The organism is Marivirga sp. (genome assembly GCF_035704835.1).
Classification (GTDB): domain Bacteria; phylum Bacteroidota; class Bacteroidia; order Cytophagales; family Cyclobacteriaceae; genus Marivirga.
Map to the genome: position 1 here is coordinate 1 of NZ_DASSWQ010000017.1, position 24,260 is coordinate 24,260.

24 protein-coding genes and 1 pseudogene are annotated in these 24,260 nt (G+C 33.9%); 16 read left to right on the forward strand and 9 right to left on the reverse strand.

Annotated elements, in window-relative coordinates:
* Positions 1–148: 148 nt before the first annotated feature.
* The 3 genes from VFM92_RS02710 to VFM92_RS02720 are packed head-to-tail and all read right to left on the reverse strand — an operon-like array spanning position 149 to position 3,372.
* Positions 149–1,378: an alanine dehydrogenase gene (locus VFM92_RS02710; RefSeq protein WP_325120657.1), complete on the reverse strand. Its 1,230-nt coding sequence runs from the start codon at positions 1,376–1,378 to the stop codon at positions 149–151.
* Positions 1,371–1,820 carry a tRNA (adenosine(37)-N6)-threonylcarbamoyltransferase complex ATPase subunit type 1 TsaE gene (gene tsaE / locus VFM92_RS02715; RefSeq protein ID WP_325120658.1) on the reverse strand — a complete coding sequence of 150 codons (450 nt, stop codon included), beginning with the start codon at positions 1,818–1,820 and terminating at the stop codon, positions 1,371–1,373. Before tsaE ends, VFM92_RS02710 begins: the two co-directional genes overlap by 8 nt.
* Positions 1,810–3,372 (reverse strand): bifunctional response regulator/alkaline phosphatase family protein, encoded by a 1,563-nt coding sequence (locus VFM92_RS02720; RefSeq protein WP_325120659.1) that lies wholly within the window; start codon positions 3,370–3,372, stop codon positions 1,810–1,812. Before VFM92_RS02720 ends, tsaE begins: the two co-directional genes overlap by 11 nt.
* Positions 3,373–3,403: 31 nt before the next feature.
* On the opposite strand from VFM92_RS02720, the gene VFM92_RS02725 reads away from it, so the two are divergent.
* The 11 genes from VFM92_RS02725 to VFM92_RS02775 all read left to right on the forward strand — a co-directional run bounded on the left by VFM92_RS02725 (position 3,404) and on the right by VFM92_RS02775 (position 14,155).
* Positions 3,404–4,624: an HD domain-containing protein gene (locus VFM92_RS02725; protein ID WP_325120660.1), complete on the forward strand. Its 1,221-nt coding sequence runs from the start codon at positions 3,404–3,406 to the stop codon at positions 4,622–4,624.
* A gap of 25 nt (positions 4,625–4,649) precedes the next feature.
* Positions 4,650–5,699, forward strand: a complete 1,050-nt coding sequence (lpxD, locus tag VFM92_RS02730) for a UDP-3-O-(3-hydroxymyristoyl)glucosamine N-acyltransferase (protein WP_325120661.1) — start codon at positions 4,650–4,652, stop codon at positions 5,697–5,699.
* Complete coding sequence (locus tag VFM92_RS02735) at positions 5,700–7,094, forward strand: bifunctional UDP-3-O-[3-hydroxymyristoyl] N-acetylglucosamine deacetylase/3-hydroxyacyl-ACP dehydratase (RefSeq protein WP_325120662.1); 1,395 nt, start codon at positions 5,700–5,702, stop codon at positions 7,092–7,094. It begins immediately after the preceding gene.
* A 59-nt stretch (positions 7,095–7,153) separates the two neighbouring features.
* The gene (gene lpxA, locus VFM92_RS02740) at positions 7,154–7,933 is read left to right on the forward strand and encodes an acyl-ACP--UDP-N-acetylglucosamine O-acyltransferase (RefSeq protein ID WP_325120663.1); all 780 of its coding nucleotides are present in this window, start codon (positions 7,154–7,156) and stop codon (positions 7,931–7,933) included.
* A gap of 51 nt (positions 7,934–7,984) precedes the next feature.
* Complete coding sequence (locus VFM92_RS02745; RefSeq protein WP_325120664.1) at positions 7,985–8,599, forward strand: ABC transporter ATP-binding protein; 615 nt, start codon at positions 7,985–7,987, stop codon at positions 8,597–8,599.
* Positions 8,600–8,695: 96 nt separating this feature from the next.
* Positions 8,696–9,145 (forward strand): hypothetical protein, encoded by a 450-nt coding sequence (locus tag VFM92_RS02750; protein ID WP_325120665.1) that lies wholly within the window; start codon positions 8,696–8,698, stop codon positions 9,143–9,145.
* Positions 9,146–9,213: 68 nt separating this feature from the next.
* Positions 9,214–9,750, forward strand: coding sequence for an NUDIX hydrolase (locus VFM92_RS02755; protein ID WP_325120666.1), 537 nt, complete (start codon positions 9,214–9,216; stop codon positions 9,748–9,750).
* Positions 9,740–10,795 carry a saccharopine dehydrogenase family protein gene (locus VFM92_RS02760; protein ID WP_325120667.1) on the forward strand — a complete coding sequence of 352 codons (1,056 nt, stop codon included), beginning with the start codon at positions 9,740–9,742 and terminating at the stop codon, positions 10,793–10,795. The genes VFM92_RS02755 and VFM92_RS02760 overlap by 11 nt, the downstream gene beginning before the upstream one ends.
* Positions 10,796–10,977: 182 nt before the next feature.
* Positions 10,978–11,688, forward strand: a complete 711-nt coding sequence (locus VFM92_RS02765) for a tetratricopeptide repeat protein (protein ID WP_325120668.1) — start codon at positions 10,978–10,980, stop codon at positions 11,686–11,688.
* Between the two features lie 301 nt (positions 11,689–11,989).
* On the forward strand, positions 11,990–12,943 hold the full coding sequence (locus tag VFM92_RS02770) for an L-threonylcarbamoyladenylate synthase (RefSeq protein ID WP_325120669.1): 954 nt from the start codon (positions 11,990–11,992) through the stop codon (positions 12,941–12,943).
* 24 nt (positions 12,944–12,967) lie between these two features.
* Positions 12,968–14,155: a phosphoglycerate kinase gene (locus VFM92_RS02775; protein ID WP_325120670.1), complete on the forward strand. Its 1,188-nt coding sequence runs from the start codon at positions 12,968–12,970 to the stop codon at positions 14,153–14,155.
* A 67-nt stretch (positions 14,156–14,222) separates the two neighbouring features.
* Here the strand turns inward: VFM92_RS02775 and VFM92_RS02780 are convergent, their stop codons facing one another.
* Together VFM92_RS02780 and VFM92_RS02785 are read right to left on the reverse strand one after the other, a co-directional pair.
* Entirely contained in the window at positions 14,223–14,993 is a 771-nt protein-coding gene (locus VFM92_RS02780; protein ID WP_325120671.1) for a helix-turn-helix domain-containing protein, read from the reverse strand.
* 350 nt (positions 14,994–15,343) lie between these two features.
* On the reverse strand, positions 15,344–15,544 hold the full coding sequence (locus tag VFM92_RS02785; protein WP_325120672.1) for a hypothetical protein: 201 nt from the start codon (positions 15,542–15,544) through the stop codon (positions 15,344–15,346).
* Between the two features lie 280 nt (positions 15,545–15,824).
* On the opposite strand from VFM92_RS02785, the pseudogene VFM92_RS02790 reads away from it, so the two are divergent.
* Positions 15,825–16,334: pseudogene (locus VFM92_RS02790) on the forward strand (hypothetical protein).
* A 5-nt stretch (positions 16,335–16,339) separates the two neighbouring features.
* A complete protein-coding gene (locus VFM92_RS02795) occupies positions 16,340–16,930 on the forward strand; it encodes a hypothetical protein (RefSeq protein ID WP_325120673.1) in 591 nt (196 codons plus the stop codon).
* Between the two features lie 25 nt (positions 16,931–16,955).
* Here the strand turns inward: VFM92_RS02795 and VFM92_RS02800 are convergent, their stop codons facing one another.
* The 3 genes from VFM92_RS02800 to VFM92_RS02810 form a co-directional block, all read right to left on the reverse strand.
* Entirely contained in the window at positions 16,956–17,660 is a 705-nt protein-coding gene (locus tag VFM92_RS02800; protein ID WP_325120674.1) for a hypothetical protein, read from the reverse strand.
* 58 nt (positions 17,661–17,718) lie between these two features.
* Complete coding sequence (locus VFM92_RS02805; RefSeq protein WP_325120675.1) at positions 17,719–18,996, reverse strand: hypothetical protein; 1,278 nt, start codon at positions 18,994–18,996, stop codon at positions 17,719–17,721.
* 517 nt (positions 18,997–19,513) lie between these two features.
* Entirely contained in the window at positions 19,514–20,218 is a 705-nt protein-coding gene (locus VFM92_RS02810; RefSeq protein ID WP_325120676.1) for a hypothetical protein, read from the reverse strand.
* 397 nt (positions 20,219–20,615) lie between these two features.
* On the opposite strand from VFM92_RS02810, the gene VFM92_RS02815 reads away from it, so the two are divergent.
* The gene (locus VFM92_RS02815) at positions 20,616–21,332 is read left to right on the forward strand and encodes a DUF4114 domain-containing protein (RefSeq protein WP_325120677.1); all 717 of its coding nucleotides are present in this window, start codon (positions 20,616–20,618) and stop codon (positions 21,330–21,332) included.
* A 15-nt stretch (positions 21,333–21,347) separates the two neighbouring features.
* On the opposite strand, the gene VFM92_RS02820 is transcribed toward VFM92_RS02815, so the two are convergent.
* Positions 21,348–23,141, reverse strand: a complete 1,794-nt coding sequence (locus VFM92_RS02820) for an SLC13 family permease (protein ID WP_325120678.1) — start codon at positions 23,139–23,141, stop codon at positions 21,348–21,350.
* A gap of 123 nt (positions 23,142–23,264) precedes the next feature.
* Here VFM92_RS02820 and VFM92_RS02825 point away from each other — a divergent pair, with 123 nt between their 5' ends.
* Both VFM92_RS02825 and VFM92_RS02830 read left to right on the forward strand, forming a co-directional pair.
* On the forward strand, positions 23,265–23,891 hold the full coding sequence (locus tag VFM92_RS02825) for a PHP domain-containing protein (protein WP_325120679.1): 627 nt from the start codon (positions 23,265–23,267) through the stop codon (positions 23,889–23,891).
* Between the two features lie 12 nt (positions 23,892–23,903).
* Positions 23,904–24,170 (forward strand): hypothetical protein, encoded by a 267-nt coding sequence (locus tag VFM92_RS02830; RefSeq protein WP_325120680.1) that lies wholly within the window; start codon positions 23,904–23,906, stop codon positions 24,168–24,170.
* Positions 24,171–24,260: the final 90 nt, after the last annotated feature.

The following is a 24,260-nucleotide window of genomic DNA, read 5'->3' on the forward strand; positions in this document are numbered from 1 at the left end:
GTAAAAAATGGACTCAGCCTATTAGAAACTGGGGAGTAATACTTAACAGTTTTCTTATTATATTTGAAGATAGGGTCAGATTAAATGAATCTTAACCCTATCTTCAAAATTTTTAGTTACACACTTTTTGGGATAGTGTCAGATTAAGTTAAAACCTAGCCGCCATCAATAAGCTTAATTCTTTGTATTTTAAATCGAATTTTTTGGCAATATGCATATTAGTTAAGCTTCCTTTGTATGTATAAACACCTTTCATAAACCATGAGTGGGTAAATATCATCTCCTCAATTCCCCCTACATCACCCGCTTGAAGTAACATTGGAGTTAAAATATTGCTTATGGCATTACTTGCAGTTCTTGAAACTCTTGACGCAATGTTGGGAACACAATAATGAATCACATCATATTTCTTAAAGGTTGGATTATCATGAGAAGTAACCTCTGAAGTTTCAACACAGCCGCCTTGATCAATGCTGACATCAATAATCACAGCATTTTTGCGCATATTCATTACCATTTCTTCATTGACTATGCATCCACTTCTACCCTTCTCGGCTCTAATAGCACAAATTAAAACATCCGCTTCAGTCAAAGAATCGCTCAACATAACAGTATCCATTGAACTAGTATGAATCGGTTGACCTAAAGCATGCTTAATTCTTCTTAGCTTATATAAATGATTGTCATAAATTTCAATATTTGCGCCTAATCCTAAAGCTGCACGAGCGGCATATTCACCTACTGTTCCTGCTCCTAAAATCACGACTTTAGTGGGTCTAACGCCAGTTATACCACCTAAAATAATACCTTTACCATCATTCAAATTACTCAATAATTCAGTGGCAATTTGAATAGCAGAAATACCCGCAATCTCGCTCATTGCCCTAACCATTGGCATTCCTCCAACTTTATCTTCAATCAATTCAATCCCAATAGCAATTATTCTTTTTTCATTGAGTAACTGAAAATATTCTTTATTCAATTGCCCAACTTGAAGTGCAGAAATCAAAAAGCTACCCTGCTTAAACATTTCAATTTCCTCCTTTACCGGTGGTTCTATTTTTACTACTACTTGTGCTTCAAAAGCTTCTTTCGAAGAATATACTATTTTAGCACCCGCATCGCTATATTCATTATCAGTAAAGTTACTGCTCAATCCCATTCCACTTTCTACAATCACTTCGTGCCCATTATTCGTTAACAAAGCTACAGCGCCAGGTGTAAGTGGAACTCTTTTTTCTTGTAAAGAAATTTCATTTGGAATTCCTATCTGCATCGCATTTTTACCACGATGCACTGCCAATAATTCTTCTTGAGGATAAAGGGCACTTTTCCTTGCCAAAACGTCAAAGCCTTTTCTTGAAACTTCCTTAGCCATGTTTACTTATTTTAAAATTCCTTTTATTCTGACTGGTGGAAAGGTTAATCTCAATCAATAAGAATTGATCTGTTATGAATGATGGAATCATTTCAGGCCATTCTATCAAACAAAGCTTGTTTGAATAGAAATAGTCTTCAACTCCAATTTCAAAGGCTTCTTGTTCATTTTTAATTCTGTAAAAATCAAAATGGTAAATTTCTCCTACTTTTGATGACATATAAACATTTACTAACCCAAAAGTAGGGCTACTTACATGATCTTCCACTTTCAAAAAATCACAAAGATGACTTATAAATGTAGTTTTGCCACCTCCCATTTCTGCTTTAAATAGCCAAATTCTATATTTTTTTCCAAAATCATAAATTTCAGCCACAACTTGAGGCAAATCTTCTAATGCCACATCCGAAAATGATATGTTTTCAGAGATTTCACTTTCCATCCTTCGAAGTTAATGAAATAATGGGAATAATCATTTCTTCCATTGAAACTCCACCATGTTGAAAGGTGTCTTTAAAATAATTTACATAGTAGTTATAGTTGTTCGGATAGGCAAAGAAGCTTTCCCCCTTCGTGAAAACGTAAGATGTACTCACATTTAACTTCGGAAGGTGAAAACGCTCAGGCTTAGGAGCTTCCAACACATCGTTACTATTTTTATAACCTAAATTCTTACCTTGTTTATACCTTAGATTACTATTCACTTTTCTATCTCCCACAATTTTAAAAGGTTTTTTAACTCTAATGGTGCCATGGTCGGTTGTTATCACCACTTTTGCTTTTTTATGGGAAACTCTTTTTAATAAATCTAAAAGTGGAGAATGTAAAAACCAGCTCTTAGTGAGGGATCGATAGGCCGATTCATCCGCGGCCAATTCACGAATCATCTTCATGTCCGTTCTGGCATGAGATAACATGTCTACAAAATTATAGACTAATACATTTAGGTTGTGGTCCATCATAGAAGAAATCTGCTCTAAAACCTGTTTCCCTTGATTTACATTCACAATCTTATTGTAAGTGAATTTACCTGAAATATTTTTTCGTTTTAAATGCCGTTCAATGAATTGATCTTCGAAATTATTTTTTCCTTCATCATCATCCTCTGTTACCCATAAATCAGGATGCTTTTTAGCCATTTCATCGGGCAATAATCCTGAAAAAATACTATTTCTAGCATAAGCAGTTGTGGTGGGTAAAATTGAATAATAACTATCCTCCTCCTCTATATTAAAATATTTGAGAATTTCTGGCTCCAATAATTTCCATTGGTCAAATCTTAGATTATCAATCACAATGAAGAAAACGGGCTCTTTTCCCATTTTAGGAAAAACCTTTTCTTCCATCAATTTATGACTAAGTAAAGGAGATTCATCTTGATTTTCATTTAACCAATCCTCATAATTATCATCTATAAATTTTGCAAAATTATTATTAGCCTCCACATGTTGCATCGATAACACTTCTGCCATACTTTGGTCCTCAGTTTGATCGATTTCTAAATCCCAAAACACCAATTTCTTGTACATTTCTGCCCATTCCTGATGATCCATATTATCACCGAATGCCATGCTAATATTTCGAAAATCTTGCTGATAACTTTGGTTTGTTTTTTCTGTAACCAATCGTTGGTTATCTAGAATCTTTTTTACTGAAAGTAGTATCTGATTAGGATTGAGTGGTTTGATTAGATAATCGGCAATTTTAGAACCAATGGCTTCTTCCATTATATATTCTTCCTCACTTTTTGTAATCATAACAACAGGCAAATTGGGATTATTACCTTTAATTACGCTAAGTGTTTCTAAGCCTGTCATGCCAGGCATATTTTCATCTAAGAAAACAATATCAAATTTTTGCTCTTTACATAAATCTATCGCCTCTGAACCATTATTTACCGGAGTAATTTGATAACCTTTGTTTTCTAAGAAAATAATGTGCGGTTTTAACAGATCTATTTCGTCATCTGCCCATAAGATTTGATAGTTTTGCATAGTTATATTTGAGCCTTTAAAATTATTTGAGTTGAAGAAGTTAAAAAAGGTAAACGATCCTATTTACGGATTCATTACAATAAAAAGTGATTTACTTTTCAGTATTTTCAATCACCCCTATTTTCAACGCTTACGCAGAATTCGCCAGTTGGGTTTAAGCGAACTCGTATATCCTGGTGCCACCCATACTCGATTTCATCATGCCTTAGGTGCAACCCATTTAATGGGCTTGGTATTGGACCAATTAAAAGAGAAAGACATTCCTATAAATGAGTTAGAATATGAGTCAGCTCAAATTGCTATTCTGTTACACGATATTGGTCATGGTCCCTTTTCCCATGCATTGGAATACAGTCTGATTAAAGGCATCACACATGAAAACATTTCTTTACAATTCATGAAAATCCTCAATAAGGAATTTTCAGGGAAATTGGACACTGCCATTGCGATGTTCAAAAACACCTATAAAAGGAAATTCTTTCATCAATTGATTTCGAGCCAGCTCGATGTCGATAGGTTAGATTATTTAAACAGAGATTCATTTTACACTGGCGTATCAGAAGGAAATATTAGTGTTGATAGAATAATTAGCCATTTGAATGTTGTAGATGATGAGATAGTGGTTGAAGAAAAAGCCATTTACAGTATTGAAAATTTTCTGAATGCTAGAAGACTGATGTATTGGCAAGTTTACTTACATAAAACCGCTTTAAGTGCCGAAAGAATGCTAGTTCATTTGATCAGCCGGGCAAAAGAAGTGCACAGTTTAGACAATATCTCTCCTTCTTTAAGATATTTCCTAGAAAATGACTTCACTTTGGAAGAATTTCAAGAGAATCCAAACATCGTTCATCAATTTTCAAAACTAGATGATGCCGACATATGGCATGCTATCAAAACTTGGGAAACGAATTTTGACACCGTTTTAAAAAACTTAAGCCAAAGAATAATTCATAGAGATTTATTTAAAATAAAACTTGAAAACGAACCACTTAAAAAATCTGATATAAGTACTTTAAAAGGGAAAATTGCGCAAGAATTCAAAATTTTAAATAAAGAGGCTGCCTTTTTCATATCTCATGGAGAGGTAACCAATTCAGCTTATATTTTAGGAGGAAAGAGTATTAAAATAATTACCAAAAAAGGAAGGTTAATGGACATAGAAATGGCCGCTGATTTACCGAATATCAAAGCAATGAGTAAAATAGTTAAAAAATATTACCTATGCCTACCTAAAAACGTATCTTTGTAAATTATTACAACCATAATTAATCTATATGGAGTTCAGTGTAAATCAAATAGCCGCTATGATTGGGGGCAAAGTGGAAGGTGATGGAGAAAGAGTAGTTGATAATTTAGGCAAAATTGAAGAGGGAAAAGAAAAAACCATCAGTTTTTTGTCGAACGATAAGTATGAAAACTACATTTACCAATCTAATGCAGCTGCCATTATTGTTAAGCTCGATTTCAAACCCAAAAAGCCCATCAAACCTGCTTTATTAATAGTTGAGGATCCTTATTCTGCTTTTACCCGCTTACTAGAAGAATATAATAAAATTCTGACCTACTCTAAGTCAGGTGTAGAAGAACCTGCTTATATAGGTAAAAATAGCACCTTGGGTGATAATTATTATAGAGGTGCTTTTTCTTATATTGGAAATCATGTGAAAATCGGAAATAATGTGAAAATTTATCCTCAAGCACATATTGGAGATAATGTGGAAATTGGAGATAATACTATTATCTATCAAGGAGTAAAAATTTATGCGGATTGCAAAATTGGTAATAATTGCAACATTCAGGCTGGAGCGGTTATCGGAAGCGATGGCTTTGGATTTGCCCCCCAAGCAGATGGAACCTATAAAACAATCCCTCAGTTAGGAAATGTTATTTTGGAAGATAATGTCAGTATAGGGGCTAATACTACTATCGATTGCGCCACTTTAGGTTCTACAATTATTAGAAAAGGAGCTAAAATCGATAACTTGGTTCAAATAGCCCATAACGTAGAGATTGGTAAAAATACTGTAATTGCTTCACAAGCTGGCATATCAGGAAGCACAAAAGTGGGTAAAAACTGCGTAATAGCAGGACAGGTTGGAATAGTAGGCCATATTGAAATTGCTGATCGTACTACAGTGAGTGCAAAGGCCGGTGTGTCTAAATCAGTAAAACAAACCGATACAATTCTATCAGGAATGGTGGGTTTTGAGCATAAGCAATTCCTTAAAGCCTCCACTCTATTCAAAAGGTTACCGGAATTACACCAACAAGTTCAACATTTGGAAAAAATAGTTTTAAATTTGCCGTCCGATAAAAAGAACTAAATGTATAATAAACAGCATACCATTAAAAAACCCATTAGTGTTTCCGGAGTCGGATTACACACTGGCCATAAAGTAACCTTAACTTTTAAGCCTGACGCTATTGATAGTGGGATAAAATTTCAAAGAGTTGATTTAGAAGGAAAACCAATCATTGAGGCTGATGCCGACTTAGTAATTGATACCTCAAGAGGAACAACAATTGCAAAAGGTGAAGCTCGCGTTTCCACTGTTGAGCATGTTTTGTCAGCCTTGGTAGGTTTACAAATTGATAATATATTAATTGAAGTGGATGGTCCTGAAACGCCCATCATGGATGGAAGCGCTAAACTTTTCTATGAAGCATTAGAATCCGTTGGACTGGAAGAGCAAAATGCACTCAGAAACTTTTTCGAAATATCAGAAAGCCTTTTTCTAACAGATGACAAGAAAAATGTTGAAATGGCACTTTTACCTGTGGATGATTATCGGGTAACAGTTATGATTGACTATAATTCCAAAGTATTGGGAAGTCAGCATGCCTCTCTTAACAACATATCTGACTTTAAAAATGAAATTTCTACTTGTAGAACTTTTGTTTTTCTGCATGAACTTCAGCAACTCTACAATAATAATTTAATTAAAGGAGGCGATTTGAACAACGCCATTGTGGTAGTGGATAAATTAGTATCCGATGAGGAATTAAAAGAACTAGCGAAAATCTTCAACAAGCCACATATTGAAGTTAAAGAAGAAGGAATACTGGATAATATTGAATTACGATTCAAAAATGAGCCCGCAAGGCATAAATTATTAGATGTCGTAGGTGACCTTGCTTTAGTCGGAAGACCAATTAAAGGTCAAATTTTAGCTGCCAGACCAGGACATTCTACCAATGTGGCATTTGCTCAAAAAATTAAAAAATATATTAGAAAAGCTGAAAAAACAGCTCCAAAGTATGACCCGAATGTGGAGCCTATCATGGATATTGATGGGATTTCAAATATGCTCAGACATCGTTATCCTTTCCAACTAGTCGATAAAATCATTCATCAGGATCATAAAACTGTTATTGGCGTAAAGAATGTTACCATAAATGAGAATTTCTTTCAGGGTCATTTCCCAGAAAACCCTGTAATGCCTGGAGTATTACAAATTGAAGCAATGGCCCAAACTGGAGGGATATTAGTTTTGAGCAGCGTAGATGAACCTGCTAAATATTGGACTTATTTTTTGGGTATCGATAACTGCAGATTCAGAAAAATGGTAAGACCAGGAGATACTATTATCTTAAAATGTGAACTTCTAGCCCCCATTAAACGAGGAATAGCCAAAATGCATGGATATGCATATGTAGGAAATAGTGTGGTTAGTGAAGCTACTCTTACCGCGAGAATTGTAAAAAAAGATGAAGAATAATAGAAACTATATTGAAGAATTTCCTCATAAGCATATTATTTGCTGAAAAATATTGATAAATGAATAACAACTTAAACTTTATACATCCTGATGCCAAAATTGGAAAGGATGTGGTTATTGAACCTTTTACATTCATCGATAAAGATGTTGAAATTGGTGACGGTACTTGGATAGGTCCAAGTGTAACCATTAATTCTGGAGCTAGAATTGGTAAAAATTGCAAAATATATTCAGGAGCTACCATTTCAGCTGTTCCTCAAGATTTGAAATTCAGTGGAGAAGTTACTACTACAGAAATTGGTGACAATACTGTTATTAGAGAGTATGTAAATATAAGCCGGGGTACAAATGACCGTAAAGTCACAAAAATTGGCTCAAAAACTCTAATCATGGCCTATGTGCATATTGCACATGATTGTATAATTGGAGACAATTGTATTTTAGTTAACTCTGTTCAAGTTGGAGGTCATGTAACGATTGATGATTGGGCTATAATCGGAGGCGCTACAGCCATTCACCAGTTCGTTAAAATTGGTAGCCATGTGATGATATCGGGTGGATCATTAGTTAGAAAAGATGTGCCTCCTTATGTGAAAGCAGCTCGTGAACCACTTACATATTGCGGAATAAATTCTGTTGGCTTAAGAAGAAGAGGCTTTAGTAATGAAAGAATCAACGACATTCAAGAGATATATAGGAGCTTATATTTGAGTGGAAAGAATAATGCTGAAGCACTTGAAAATATTGAAACTCTTATTAGAAGCAGTGAAGAGCGAGATAATATAACCGCTTTTGTAAGAAAATCAGAAAGAGGAATTATGAAAGGCTACGGTAATTAAATTTAAGCCTACTTTATTGACCAAATATAAGTTCCTTATTAAGCATGTCTTATGCAATTAATTCTAGAAGGATTAACCAAAAAATATCCACGAAATAAGCTATTTACGGATTTGAATTTCACATTCGAGTCTGATAATGCTTATGCAATAACTGGAGAAAATGGAAGTGGAAAATCAACTTTAATAAGGATAATTGCTGGGGTAATAGCAGCAAGTGAAGGGAAGGTTAAATTTATTGACAACGGGGAGTTAATAGAAAAAGAAAATATTCACAAATACCTGGGAATTGCTGCGCCTTATCTTCAATTAATTGAAGAATTTACTTTAAGGGAACATTTAAATTTTCATTCTACGTTTAGAAAACCCAATTCTAATCAAAATATATTAGAGGAGGTTAAAAATGCTAATTTGCACGCAAGTTTGGATAAATCTATTTCCGAATTCTCATCTGGGATGCAGCAAAGATTGAAATTGATTTTATGTTGTAGCTATGAAGCAAAAGTCTTACTTTTAGATGAACCTACAGCTCATTTAGATACAAAGGGAATAAATTGGTATAAAGATTTGTTAAGAAGAAGTTTGGATAAAAAAATTATTCTGATTGCATCAAATGACCCAGCAGAATATAATGATTTTGCAAAAAAAATAATTAATATTGGAAAGTAATTCAAAGAACGTTTTAGAAAAAAATTAAATATTTTATTGAATTATGAACAATAATTCAGACTTTTATACATTAATACTTAAATAAATTCACCCATTATGAAAAGAAATTTTAAAAACTTAGGTTTACTTGCACTTGTTTTCACTGTTATTTTAGGAGCTTGTAAACCAGACCCAGCAGCAAGCCCTGAAGATGAAAAACTACAAGAGCTAACAGCAACTTGGAACATTGTTGATGTAAATGTTGAAGCTGATTTATCAGGAGGAGTTGTTGCAATCAACATTGACGGAAATAATTTAACATATTCTGTTACTAATCTAAATGTTTTCACTGATGCAAATCTAAATCATGATGGAATATTAGAAACTAGTGGTACTTTTGAATTAAGTAGTAATTTAGATGTTATAACGCTTAATAACGGTGGCACTTTTAGAATTATGGCATTAGACAAAGAAACTGGTGATTTAACTTTATCTTATGATGCTCCTTTTCCGAAAGCAAAGGATGATGCACAGCCAATTACACTTACTTTAGAAATACAAGAATAATATAAATCTTTTATTTACACGAAAGCCGTCCATATGACGGCTTTTTTTTTTACCCATTTCGTAAATTAATGGAATTATTAAAAGTATACGATCCACCAACAAAAGTAGAAAAAGGATACTTACCGAAAATGCTAAAGCTTTTGGCTAAAAAAGGTACAATTGCATGTACTCGAGAAAATAAGGAGGCACATTTCACCGCTTCTGCCTGGATTATAAACCCACATGACAAAGAAGTTTTACTCCTTCATCATAAAAAGCTAAAAAAATGGCTGCAGCCTGGTGGACATGCAGATGGAGAAATGAATTTAGAAATAGTAGCGAGAAAAGAAGCAAATGAAGAAACTGGTCTCGAAAATCTAACTAGAATAAATAATCAAATCTTCGACATAGATATTCACACTATTCCTGAACATAAAGGAATAGCAGAACATAAGCATTATGACGTAAGGTTTGCTTATTTTTGCACAAATAAGGATGAAACTCAAATAAATTTGGAAAGTAACGACTTTCAATGGATTAATTTAAATCAAATCGAATCCTTAACAGATGAACCTTCAATACTAAGAATGGTAGAGAAATCTAAAAATATTTTAAATGGATTATAATATTCTAATATACGGTGCCAACGGTTATACTGGAAAATTAATTACTAATGAAGCTCAATCTGCAGGAATAAAAGTAGAAATAGCAGGGCGGAATAAACAAGCAATTGAATCGCTAGGCCATAAAACAGGATTCCCCTACCATATTATTGATTTAACTGAATCAGTAAAATTAGAAAATCTATTAAAAAAGTTTGATACAGTAATTCATTGTGCTGGACCTTTTTCGGAGACTGCTATTCCTATGGTAGAAGCTTGTATTAAATCACAAACCAACTACTTGGATATTACTGGAGAAATTTGGGTTTTTGAGGATATCATAAAATATCATGAACTAGCAAAAGCAGCAGGAATTGTACTTTTACCTGGTGTTGGTTTTGATGTGGTGCCAACCGATTGCCTAGCAGGATACTTAAAAGAAAAACTTCCAGATGGGAAATCTCTTGAATTAGCTTTCGTGGGGTCTAAAACTGGTATGTCGCGTGGAACAGCCGTTACTATGGCAAAAAACATTTCAAAAGGTGGATTCATAAGAGAAAACGGAAAAATTCAAAATGTTCCTTTAGCTTTTGAAATTGAAGAATTAGAATTTTCACATAGGAAACAATGGTGCATGACAATTCCTTGGGGTGACTTAATGACGAGTTACCATCAAACGCAAATCCCTAATATTAAAGTATTTAGCGGTGCTAGTCTGAAAATGATTAAGAAAATCCGAAAATACCGAACTTTAAAATTTTTGTTAGGAATTGGCTGGATTCAAAAAATAATAAGAAAGAAAATTGAAAGCTCCGTGACAGGACCTGGTGAAGAAAATCTCAAATCTGGTAAAACTTATGTTTTAGGAAAAATATCCGATGATAAGGGAAATAGTTTTACAGCAGAATTAATCACGCCAGAAGCTTATTTCCTAACCGCTAAAACAGCAATAGCCTCTGCCCTCAAACTTAAAAATAGCGACTTAAGAGGTTATTTAACTCCTGCTCAAGCGTTTGGAAAAGATTTTATAATGGAATTTGATAAAGTTGAGAGAATTGACAGAACATAAAAAAACCCCGGTGAACCAAACCGGGGTAAACTATCAACCTTAAAATTACGCCCATTTGAATAAATGAATCGTAAAGCTTAATACAAATGTAAAACGCTTTTTTCAAAGGGATTTAGCACAAATTGCATTTAAGTCATTCATGTAAGGTTTTTTATATTTTAAAACATTAATTGTTTAAACATATGTTGAAGATTAACACTATTATTTTAGTATTTTGTTCGATAATACTTTTCTCTTGCAGTCCTTCGGAAGAAGAATTGATGCAAGAAAGCAGAAAAAATATGCAGTCAGAAAACTATAAAGAGGCCATAAACTATCTCGATGAGGTTATTTCTAAAAATAATTCAAGTACAGATGCATACAATATGAGAGGGGTTGCATATCTTCAGTTATTAGATTATTCAAAGTCAATAGAAGATTTTACAGAAGCTATAAAAATTGACTCCTCAAATTATAAGCCGTATTATAATAGGGGAAATGCGCATCTAGAGACTAAAAATTATGAGAAAGCTTTATTAGATTACAACCAAGCTATAGATTTACGTCCTGACAATGCAGATTTATATATCAACAGAGGAACAGCATTATTTGAATTAAAACAATATGATGCTGCGTTAGAGGACAATAGATTTGCCATAAAGTTATCACCAAATAATTATATGCCATACCTAAACAGTGCCAAGACATTCTTACAATTCGGCTCTTTTAGGAAAGCCGATAGTTTGCTTAATTTAAGTTTAAAAATCAACCCAAATAGTGGAGAAAGCTATTATTGGAGTGGCTTTATAAAAATAAATACGGGTCAAAAAGAAGCGGGCTGTGATGATTTGATAAAAGCTAAAAACAGGGGATTTCAAGATGCCATAGAAGCAATTGAAAAATTCTGCAACTAAATAGTAAAAGGGAGGAATCTGTTTTTCCTCCCTTTTACCTTCTATCTTGAGGCTAGCAGTACCATTGCAAAAGCTACTATACTCAGCCAAAATTTATAAGTCGCCAATGCAGGAATAGCTATTATTCCCAATTCCATAAAAACTAAAACAAGTACAATTATAATAGCTACCAGCTTTATTAAATTTCTCGATTTCCTGCTCATTTTTTTATATGTTTTGGTGATTTCAATGATAAATATATCATTCTCATTTTACAAATCTGCACATCATAAAAAAATAACTTAAATTCGCCCTTTGAATTATGGCAGAAATCACTACCGATATAAATCGAGCAAAAGCTTTATTGGATGCTCAGGAGATAATAGGTCTACCTACTGAAACCGTTTATGGTTTAGCAGGAAACGGATTGAAAGCAGAAGTAGTAAGTAAAATCTTTGAAGTGAAAAATCGACCTCACTTTGACCCATTAATTCTACATTCACACAGCCTAGAAGCAATAAAAGAATATGTCAAGGACATTCCAGAAACTGCAAAAACATTAGCGAGTGCATTCTGGCCAGGTCCACTAACTATTTTATTGGAGCGAAATAGCAAAATCCCTGACCTAACTTGTTCCGGTTTGGATAGAGTAGCGTTTCGAATTCCTAAACACCCAAAAGCGCTCAGTTTACTCAAAATCTTAGATTATCCGTTAGCAGCGCCCAGTGCAAATCCTTTTGGATATATTAGTCCCACAAACTCTACACATGTTCAGCAGCAACTTGGCGATAAAATACAATTTATTCTAGAGGGAGAAATTAGTGAAGTAGGTATAGAATCGACTATTGTTGGATTTGAAAATGGAGAAATTATCATTTATAGATTAGGCGGATTGGAAATAGATGCTATCGAAAAATTAATTGGCAGAGTTAAAATACTTCCTCATTCAAGTTCTAAACCTGACGCACCTGGAATGTTAAAAAGCCATTATGCCCCAAGGAAAAAAATTATTCTAGGAGATATTGAAAAATTAATGGAACAAAATTCTAAACTTAAAATCGGCATTTTATCATTTTCTAAATCGTATAAAGATGCTGAAATATCATTAGTACTTTCAAAATCAGGAGATATGCATGAAGCAGCTAAAAACTTATTCTCGTATCTACGTACTTTAGATGAAAGTAAAGTTGACTTAATATTAACTGAAAAAGTACCCAACGAAGGCTTGGGAAAGGCTATCAATGATAGACTTCAAAGAGCAACTATAAAAGATTAAATCTATAAACATAATTTTGAACCCATGAAAACTGTAAAAGATTATTCATTCAGTAATAAAACCGCATTGGTTAGAGTTGATTTAAATGTCCCTTTAAATAAAGATTTTCAAGTAACTGATGACACAAGAATTATAGCAACTATTCCAACCATCAAAAAAATATTGGAAGACGGTGGGAAAGCTATTTTAATGTCACACTTGGGAAGACCAAAAAGCGGACCTGAAAATAAATTTTCATTGCAACATATAGTGGGCGATTTAGAAAAAGCCTATGGTGCCAAAGTACATTTCAGTGAGGATACAATTGGTGAAAAGGCAGAATCTGCAGCCCAAAACTTAAAAAATGGAGAAGTACTACTTTTAGAAAATGTACGTTTTCATGATGGCGAAACTAAAGGTGATGAAGCTTTCGCTAAAGCACTTTCCAAATTGGGTGATGTCTATGTAAACGATGCATTTGGAACCGCACACAGGGCTCATTCTTCTACCACAGTGGTTGCAAAATTCTTTCAAGATAAAATGGCTGGATATGTAATGGCTGCTGAGATTGAAAATGCTGATAAAGTATTAGAAAAAGCAGATAAGCCTTACACCGCAATAATGGGAGGAGCAAAAATTTCGGATAAAATATTAATTATCGAGAAATTATTAAGCAAAGTAGATAATCTTATCATTGGTGGTGGAATGTCCTATACTTTCTTCAAAGCAATGGGTGGAAAAATCGGAAACTCATTAGTAGAAGAAGATAAACTAGACTTAGCTAAAGAATTAATTCAAAAAGCAAAAAAGCTAGGGGTGGAATTAAAATTACCTATCGACTCTATTGTGGCTGATAATTTTGCAAATGATGCCAAGACTAAAATTGCACAAAATCACTCGATAGAAGACGGCTGGATGGGATTAGACATCGGACCCGAAGCAACAGCAATTTTCCAGAAAACAGTAGAAGAATCAAAAACCATACTTTGGAATGGCCCCATGGGAGTTTTTGAAAGGGAGAATTTTGCTAAAGGCACAAAATCCATAGCTGAATCTGTGGTAAAAGCTACAGAAAATGGTGCATTCTCACTTATTGGTGGCGGTGACTCAGCTGCTGCAGTTAATAGCTTGGGCTATGGCGATAAAGTAAGTTATGTTTCTACAGGAGGTGGTGCTTTGTTAGAATATATGGAAGGCAAAGAATTACCCGGAGTAGCTGCTTTGAAAGCTTGATATAATTATTAAAATATTTTTCCACCAGCCGAGAGACTGGTGGAAATCTCTCTTTCCTAAGAAATATTTATTTCTTCAATTTTGTTACTTCGTCTTTAATTTCAAGCACAATTTCCGTAAGCTGTTGCAAGCTCATAGGAGGCTTATCATTGTTTTTCACGTCAGGAAATTTAGTGCTGATAAATGCTTTTGCTTCCCAAATTTCCATCACACCCTCAACTGCTATTTCATAAGGTGAATAAACACTATTATCTGAAACCATGAAAAGCACACCTTTTTCACTGGCATAATTAAAAACTCGTTTGTATACTACTCCCTCCTGCTCACTCACAATTATATAAGTTTTACCATTTTTTATTAATTCAGGGCTTTCCACATATTCACCAATTATTATAGTACCTGGTTCTATTGGCATCATAGAATCACCACTGATTTCAAAAGCACGGTAGGTGCTATTTCGGGGTAAGTTTGGGAGTTGAAAACGCGGGAGCTCTTGCAAATATTCAGGATCAGCATAACCATTGGTATAGCCTGCAGAGGCTTTTTGAGGTACTAATTCAATATTCTCCCTCTCTTGACTATCCACCGTAATGGCCAGAACTTTGGTAGGCTTTTTAGTGACCACCATCGGACTAGATAAATCCTTTCCCAATAAATCATCCAAACTGACATTAAAAAGATCTGATAATTTCATCAAGGTTTGGATTCGAGGATCTGCCCTACCTTCTTCATATGAACCAATCTGAGGACGCTTTACGCCTAGTTCATCCGCCAAATCTTGCTGGGTCCAACCTTTTTCCTTTCGGAGGTATTTAATATTACTATCAATCAAGCTCATTCTATTAGATTCAAGATTCAAGAGCCTAAAATCAAGACCCTTTCATCGTTTTTTTTACTTTTTTTTAGTATCAGATAGTTAGTATCGAGTATCTAGAAAAAGCAAACTCCCCCTCTTCTATCTTCTCACTTCCTACTCTCCAATTCAAACTTATATCATTTATCTTGAATTTCATTATATTATTATTTCAATTTTTCTAAACGTGTTTAAACTAAACTTCCAACAATTACTCCACATTTTATCAAGGTTATATTGTCAATTCTGCCCATTCGGGTCTGACCTTCAGTACTGTCCTAATTAACTGTACCCAACTTTCATTTTCCTGATGTCTAATTCTCTCTTTGAGGAATTCAGGGAGCTTTAAAAATCATCAAATCATCTGTTTCCCTATGGTGCTTATTCATATGATAGAGTACCTTTTGATGCAAAGAAATTTTGTCTTCCGCCCTGCTAAAACGATTCCTAATTCTGCCGACCACCTCACTTACGGTATCCTGCGGTTCAGCCAGTGTGTAACCATACCACCTGCTGTCTCCTGTCTTAGTACGCACCTGAAAATGCACCTGACAACGACCTGAACTAAGACGCTTACTTGATAGTCTAATTTTTACATCCATCCCAATTAATAATTTTTAAAAGCCGTAAACTTTTTCGATTGAATTACTATCTATTTTAGTAATTTTGATAATAAATTTAGTATTAATTATTAAAATAGCCAACTAAAAGCTATTTATTTTAGCTTTATGCAGGGAAATACTACTAGACCTATCATTTTTTTAGTAGAGATGGACTCTTTTTTTTGCATCTGTCGAAAGCCTTCTAGATTCATCTTTGAATGGTAAGTCTGTTATTATAAGCGGACACAGAGGAATTGTAGCGACCTTCAGTTACAAAATCAGTGGATGTGGCGTGTATTCTGCTACGTCCATGAAATCTGCTTTCCAACTTTGACCTAAAGCGCTAATGATTGCCGGTGATCTGCAAAAGTATATTTATTAGTCCCAAATGATTATGAAAATTATTAATAGCGAATCGCCCCTGTTTGAAAAGACTTTCGTGGATGAATTTTATCTGGATGTAAGCGGAATGGATAACTATTTTAGGTGCTATGAATGGGGCAAAGAATTACGAAAAAAAATCATCAAGGAAAGTGGACTACCTATCAGCATGGGGCTTTCGCAAAATAAAATGGTATCGAAAGTAGCTACAGGAGAAGCAAAACCCAACAATACTCGCCAAATTCTGCCTGGCACCAAAATCGCATTTTTAGACCCTATGCCAGTACATAAAATCCCGATGATCGAAAAAAAACTTCGGGGCTTTTGCGCTCCATGGGGGTAAGAAAAGTGGAGACACTCAGACAAATCCCAAAGAAACTGATGGAATATACTTTCGGTAAAAATGGCATTGTGATGTGGCAAAGAGCGCAGGGCATAGACCACACGCCTATAACGCCCTACAGCGAACAAAAGTCTATTTCCACGGAAAGTACCTTCCATGATGACAGTATGGACGTAAAACAGATGAAAGCCATATTGGTCGCCATGATAGAAAAACTAGCACATAAACTCCGCGATCAGAATCGTTTGACTTCCAATATTTCCATTAAAATCCGCTATAGCAATTTTGATACGGAAAGCAAGCAAAAGAAAATCAGTTATACCGCTAGCGACAAAACTTTAATCCGTTATGGAAAAGAGCTTTTTGACCAGCTCTACACCCGCAGAATGATGCTCCGCCTAATAGGAGTTCGCCTAAGCGGACTGGTGTACGGCAACTACCAAATCAACCTCATTGACGATACGGAAGAGTACATCCAACTCTACCAAGCCCTGGATAAAATCCGCCACAAACACGGGCTCGAAAGCATTATGAGAGGCAATACCGTAGGACTTGATAAGAGGCTGAGACGGGATAAGAATTGGCTTGGGGCTTGATTCCTCTCCGCTTAAGCACTAAAAATTAAAACAATTTGAATCCTAAAGTCAAAGAAATAGCTTCTGTCTGATTATGAAACCTGTAACTTTCCTCAAAAAACTTAATTGATTTAGTATATGATGAGTTAGCAAAATTTGCATCATATAAAGCATTTAATTTTAACCTCCAATAACTTAACTGTATCCCTAATGAATAATTCATATAAAGCCTTCTATTTGCTTGATCCATATTATTGATAACTTCAGCTATTCCTTGATGCCTAGTTCCTTCCCTGAATTGTATAGGATCATTGTTCTCATTTATTAAAAAATTGGATCTAAAACCTGCTAAAAGATGTACCCGAAACCCCTTGTATCCAATTAAATCATATTGCATAGTAAACAACAAATTGACATTATGAGCACTGGTAACACTACCTTTAACAACAGGCCCGAAAATAGAATCATCTTCCTTATTGTACAATAAATAACCGCTTAATTGATTAGTATAACCTAAAACAGTATGGATTTTCATCTTTTCAGATAATTCAATATCTCCATATACACCATAGACATTTTGCATGCCTCCAGTATATCCATCCGCCATCACAATCAAACTATCAGCAATAACATTTTTTCCAATGTCATGACGCATATTAAATCCAAATTCTATCCCAACATCAATTTTTTGAGCAAAAGCATTGGAAGTAATTAAAACTATAAAAAGACAAAAGACCGACAATCTATACATGAAAATATTTTTATAAATGAAAGCCAATATTATAAAAATAACATTGGCTTCTATCTTCTTATCTAACTTCAAATGTTAACCTTCCTGTATTATAATTATAAAAATTACCGTTTTTATTATCACAGTACTCAACAACAGAATCACCAAACCTATAATGGTCTTTAGGAATTAATACCTCAGCAGAAAACGATACATTTTCTGTAGTTCCATCATCCTCATCCTCAAATTCTGATGACCAATTATAAGTAATTTTAGTAGACCCATCTCCATCATCCTCTAACCAAGAATATTTCATTGAGTTACCCCAAACATATTTGTCCCAATTTACAACCTCAGCATTAAAGCTCACCCACTGTTCGTTTTTAATATCCCTTTGACGTACATTTAAATATTTCACTATGTTACTGACAGCCCCATTTGATTTACCAAAAAGTATATCAACTCTAATTTCCATATCATTATTAAACCAGCCATCTTTAGCATCTTTATAAACACTTTGAGAGTTTAGTTTAAATTTAAACAAAATATCCTTACTCGAACTTCTGTCCCTATTACAATAATTTGAAGTTGAGCCCCCACCATCATTTCCACCATCATCTATTGGTGGTAGTTCACAAATTAACGCATCATAATAATCTGATTTAAGATAATAATTATTCTCATCAGTCTGATACACAGGTTCTATAGGACATCTTCTACTAGAATTACGAAAATTAATTGTTTCATCATCCTTTGAAATCTCTAAGACCCTTTCATTTTCACTAACAATCACTACTAGTTCATCAGGAGCTTGTTCGGCAGAAAGTTCGATTAAATCACCTTGCTGATTAAATGCTGGAATGATATCATTATCAATATGTTCAGGAACATAGGCAACTATTGGCTCATGATTATCTATTGACCAGTTTTCTGTGTAACCCTCATCTAATTCTGAAACAGCAATTTGTAATAAAGGATAGTATGTTTTTATTGAATCAAGCAAACCCATCCCATTTTTTCTTTTCGAAGTCTCCTCTAATTGTAGAATAGATGATAAACTTTCTGATTTCCCTCTTTGATTTAAAAATATCTTATCATCCAAATTTGGGAGTAGAAGAAAATTAACATCCTCATCAAATTTGGTCAAAGCTTTGTTTTTGATATAATTCCTGAATTCTACTTGATCAATATTTGAAGCCACTCGTTTAGCAATACTTTTTGCAATATTTGTCTTCACTGCTTCATTTCCTTGACTTTGTATTTCTTCTTGAATTAATTCCAATTCATCGATTTCATTCTCACACGAGGATATTACAATTAATAATATAACTGTAAGTGCGTAAAATAAGGTTCTCATAACTAATTTTTTAAGGTTTAAAATTTGATTAAACATAATCATTCATCACCACTAAAAACTTGAAACGAAAATCTATATGAAATGAAAACACTTAGGTGAGTCCAAGTCAATATTTTTCACTTTGCAGGTTTGGTCAAAAGCTGCTTTCGCTAGCACTAACAACTTTCCAGCCATACCATTTTTCAATAGTATTTTTGAATTGATGTTGTAAATCAAAAAAAAAAAAAAAAGAATGTAAAAGCAAAATAAACTACATGAAATATTTAGAATATAGTTTAATGTTAAAACATATAAATACATTATAATTTCAATAAAAAAAGGATTAAATGCTCTAAACCAGAATAAATATTTAAAAAATTATACTTTTAGTATTTTATTTAATCGATAAAAAATTACATTAATATTAATCAATAAAAAGTTATTTGGGGTTAATATCACAAAATAAAAGACTGAGAAGAGATGAAAATTGGTTTGGGGCTTGAATTTTCACCCCAAACCATAAAATACTGTAGAATTGTTAATAAAGAAGCACTTGAGTTTTTTCAACCTCACAATCATTCACATCCAAACCATAAGAGGATAAACTTGCTTTTAATTGTTTTTCATTCTCGATATTGAATTCAAAATCATAACGATTAGAAGATGGGTTTACCTCGTCCATCTTTATTAAATAATTAGCATTTAAATTCAATAATCTTTCCAAATCCTGAAGTTTGACGCTATGTATTTTAAGGTCATTTCCTCTTCGCATAATCTTATTCATCGCGTTTCTATCCTTCGCTTTTACCAAATCCTCTTCAGATGATTCTAAATCTACACAAATAGCCTTTTTCTGAATCTTTGATTTTTCAATATTGGCGCCTATTGCATCAGGTAATTGCCGAAGAAATATTTGATTAACTGTTGACTTACTCACTCCTTCTGCCTTATAATTGATTCTTAGATGATAGTTTTCTTTCAGCCATTTATCATCAACTTTCCATTCATACTCATCGAATAATTTCTCCAAAATTTCTTGCAAATTTCCTCCCATACCGAATAATTTCTCTCCTTCTTCCCAACTGAGGTTTTGTTTTCCATCCACATATTGAGAAAGTAGAATATCATATTCGGTTGTTTGCACATCTATAACTTTCGATTTGGATGCACCTCCTTGAGCATTGAGATAATGGATACTGCAAATCATGAATAATACAGCGAAATAGAATTTGATGTTTTTCATACTTATTGTTTGGTTGATTTAAATTTTTATAAAGCTATTTTATAGTAAAAATTCATAAATGTAATGAACTCTGTTTTCGTTATAAAAGGAAAACGATTGTTCAATCTTTGTCATTTCAGATTTAACATCTTTACAAAACCTACATTTAAAGTGATAGCATAAATTAAATGATTTATCACCGCAATCCGAAGTAAATTATATAAAACACTTAATTGTTAGTTTATTTAAAATGTAATCATCGGAACACCAAATAATTAAGGCTATGCTACAGAAACTAATATTCCTTAGGGAAATGTGACATATATATAAGCATTAGTTTTTGATGTGTAATACATAAAATAGCAGCAGAGCTTACATTTGACTAAAGTACTCATTACACATCTTAAGAAAAACCATCATGAAAATCTTAAAGACTATTATTCTAATCTGTATCACTTCTCTATTTTCTTGTGAACGCAATGAAGTAATGCCAGAGGTACCAGAAGAAATAATAACTACTAATGTAGATTCAGAAGTCTTACAAGAAATAGGTAAGATTTTTCCAAACAGTAAAAATTTTATCAATCAATATCCTTACTTATTTGAAGAATCAAATGAGCATAATATTGTACTGACAGAAGAGTCAGAAGTTTATTTAACTTTTGTAATAGAGGGTGCCTCTTTAAGGAATTCTCTAGGTTATTATATCTACAACTCAAGCACTAATACCGTAGCCGTAGATGAATTGGATTTAAATATTTTATTTCCTCATATTAATGATGAAATTTTGAATCAGGGTGACATGCTGCAATTGGGCAATGAGGCATTCCCATCGGGAACTACTATTGGATTTTTCTTAATTATAGATGGCTGGAACGGGGGTGAAATTAGTTATGAAAACCAAACTTTTTTCACAAATGCCTATCTTAATTTAGAAGAAGCACAACAACATGTATTAATTAAGTTAGAAGACCTTAATGCCCTTGTATTAGCTTTTGAAGATCAATTTGCCAATGGTGAAAAAAGTGATCAGGATTACAACGATGTGGTCTTTACTTTATCTGATAACCAAAACAACCAGCCGATTACACGATTTAACCTAGAGGGTGTACCTACACTTATAAAATCTGAATAATTCTTTTAATTTTATTTAAAATGAATAAAAAATAGGAATAAGCAAGGAGGCAATAATCCAAAAAATAAACCCTAAGGGCGCACCAATCTTGAAGAAATCCTTAAACTCGTAATTCCCAGCACTATACACCATCGTGTTGGTCTGATAACCGATTGGTGTCATAAAACTAGCACTACCTGCTATCATCACTGTGATTAAAAATGGCAAAGGACTAAATCCCAATGCATCTGCTATTGCCATAGAAAGCGGTGCCATTAAGGCCGCTGCCGCATTATTCGACATAATTTCAGTAAATATCATGGTCATTAAATAAATGACACCTATTATAATAAATGGTGCTACATCTTTTTCAGTAAAGGATGTTAAATGGGTAACCAGCCAATCACTTAAACCACTTTTTTCCATAGCTGCCCCAAAGCTTAATGAACCTGCCAATAAAAATATCACTTGCCAATCGATTGAACGATAAGCATCCGTCATGCTAATAACCCTAAAAACTCCCAATAAGAAAACTCCAGCCCAGGCTGAGGCTACAATGGGCAAAATATTGAATGTAGCAGTCAATATCACCAATGCTAAAATTCCACCCGATATATAAAGCTTCTTTCTATCTGGGATATTCAAATCACTTTCCCTAATCGATAAAAAAGGTGCATTTGGATTATTTTCTGCCTTTTGCAAAAGTTCAAAGCCTTTTTGACTTGTTTGTAATAACAAAGTATCTCCCACCTTCAACCGGATATTATCCATATCATTGAATTTACGCTTTCCACGATGCCTTATAGCAAGCAGGTGTGATTTATAGTTTTCAAGAAAATCTATATTTTTGAGTTTCTTATCTACCAAGTTAGTACTTGGCATAATGATAACCTCTACTACTTTAGTTTCTTCCTCAGGGAAATGTTTATCGGTTATGGATTTTACGATGGAAACATGCTGGTCAGCCACCACTTTCTTCACTTTGTCTAATTCTCCTTTTATCAACATCACATCGCCAGTCTCGAGCTTTGTATTCATTTTGGGATTCCGAATGGATTCCTCTCCCCTTTTCAACTCCTGCACTTCAAAAGACAAATCTTTCTCTTCAAATAATTCTTCTATACTTATCCCCTTTTTTTCATCTGGTAACTCTTGAATTTGAATTTCAGTTAAGAATGTTTTAATCTGACTTCCATCTTGCAAAGGTTTAACTTTAGAGTCCTTGGGTAATAAGTATTTTCCGACAGACATTAAATACAATATGCCGACCACCAAAAATACGAGTCCGATTGGAGTCATAGTAAACAAACCAATTTCATCGAAACCCTTATCTTTGGCGATTCCTGCTACTAATAGATTTGTAGAAGTCCCTATTAAAGTACAAGTTCCACCCAATATCGCACCATATGAAAGTGGAATGAGAAATTTTGTAGGATGTAATTCGAGTTTTTTGGCCGCACTGGAAACAAATGGTATAAAAGTGGCTACAACTGGTGTATTATTGATAAAAGCAGACAATAAGCCCACTCCAGAACTCATTCCCAAAATAGCCCCACTATAAGATTTATTGAAAAGTCTTGTAGCCAATGGAGCCAGTAATTTAATGACCCCACTCCGAATCAAGGCACTACTTAAAATAAACATAGCGGCCACTGTAAGTGTCGCACTGTTTGCAAAGCCACTAAAACTTTCCTCTGGCTCTAAAACGCCAAATATTATCCACAATACCATCACACCTATGGCCACTAAGTCTACACGTATGGCTTCAGTTGCAAATAAAACAATAGCAGTTAATATAACCAGAATGGTGATTAAAAAGGAAAATTCCATAGAGTTTCGAATATATAGTGCTATCGCTTGCTAAACAAGAATTTATTTGAATTCAAAAAATAAAAAAGAAAACTATTTGAATTAAAACTAATCTTTTTAGTGAATTTACTAAAACTCATAGTAATGTATATAAACAGTCAGACACATTTTAGCTTCAAATACGATACCCTATCTCCAGAGGAGCTGATAATGGAATGTATTGAAAATGGCATTCATAAAATTGCATTGACTGACATCCAAAGCACTGCTGCTTATATCGAAATTTTCCGCTTTTTGAAAAATGAATATGCTCACTATCCGCTAAAAATAATACCAGGAATTGAATTCCGTAATCAAAAACAACTAATCTATATCGGCATTGCCCGAACCAATCTAGGTTTTGAAGAACTCAATGCTTTTTTATCTTATTACAACCGAAATGATTTGCCCTTGCAAAGCAGACCTCGGTTCACAGATAATGTTGCCGTAATTTACCTTATGCATACTGCTCCAGAAAATCTGCGCACCAATGAATTCATAGGAGTCAAACCTGAAGAACTCAATCGCTTGAGGTATCAACACCATAAATTCAATAAAGAAAAATTACTGGCTTTAGAAACTGTTACTTTTAAGAATAAAACAGGCTTCAATATGCATCGATTATTACGAGCTATTCAGCAAAACCAATTACTTAGCCGTTTGGATAAAAGCCTTCAGGCACAGACCAGTGAGTTTATGAAGACTAAAGAAGTGCTCACACAACATTATTAGGGATTTGAATTTATGGTAGGAGTTATCAATAATTTTGGAGGATTTTATAAAACCGAATTTTACATCCATGAAGCCCGAAAAGCTGGTGCAGAAATCATAAACCCATGCGTGAATAAAAGTAACTACCTCACCAGAATAGAAGGAAAGATAATATATCTAGGGTTTATCCATATTAAAGAACTTGAAAAAAAAATAGGTGAAGAAATCTCAATCGAAAGAGCTGAAAAGGGGATCAATCTGAAAATCTGGGGAGAAGTATTTTTCAAGCATATATTTTAGAGAGTCTGTAAAGGAAAAAGGATACGTTTTTCACACCTCTGAATTGGGAGCGAAAAGCTTTTATCTTGGCATTGAATGATTCAGCTGCTG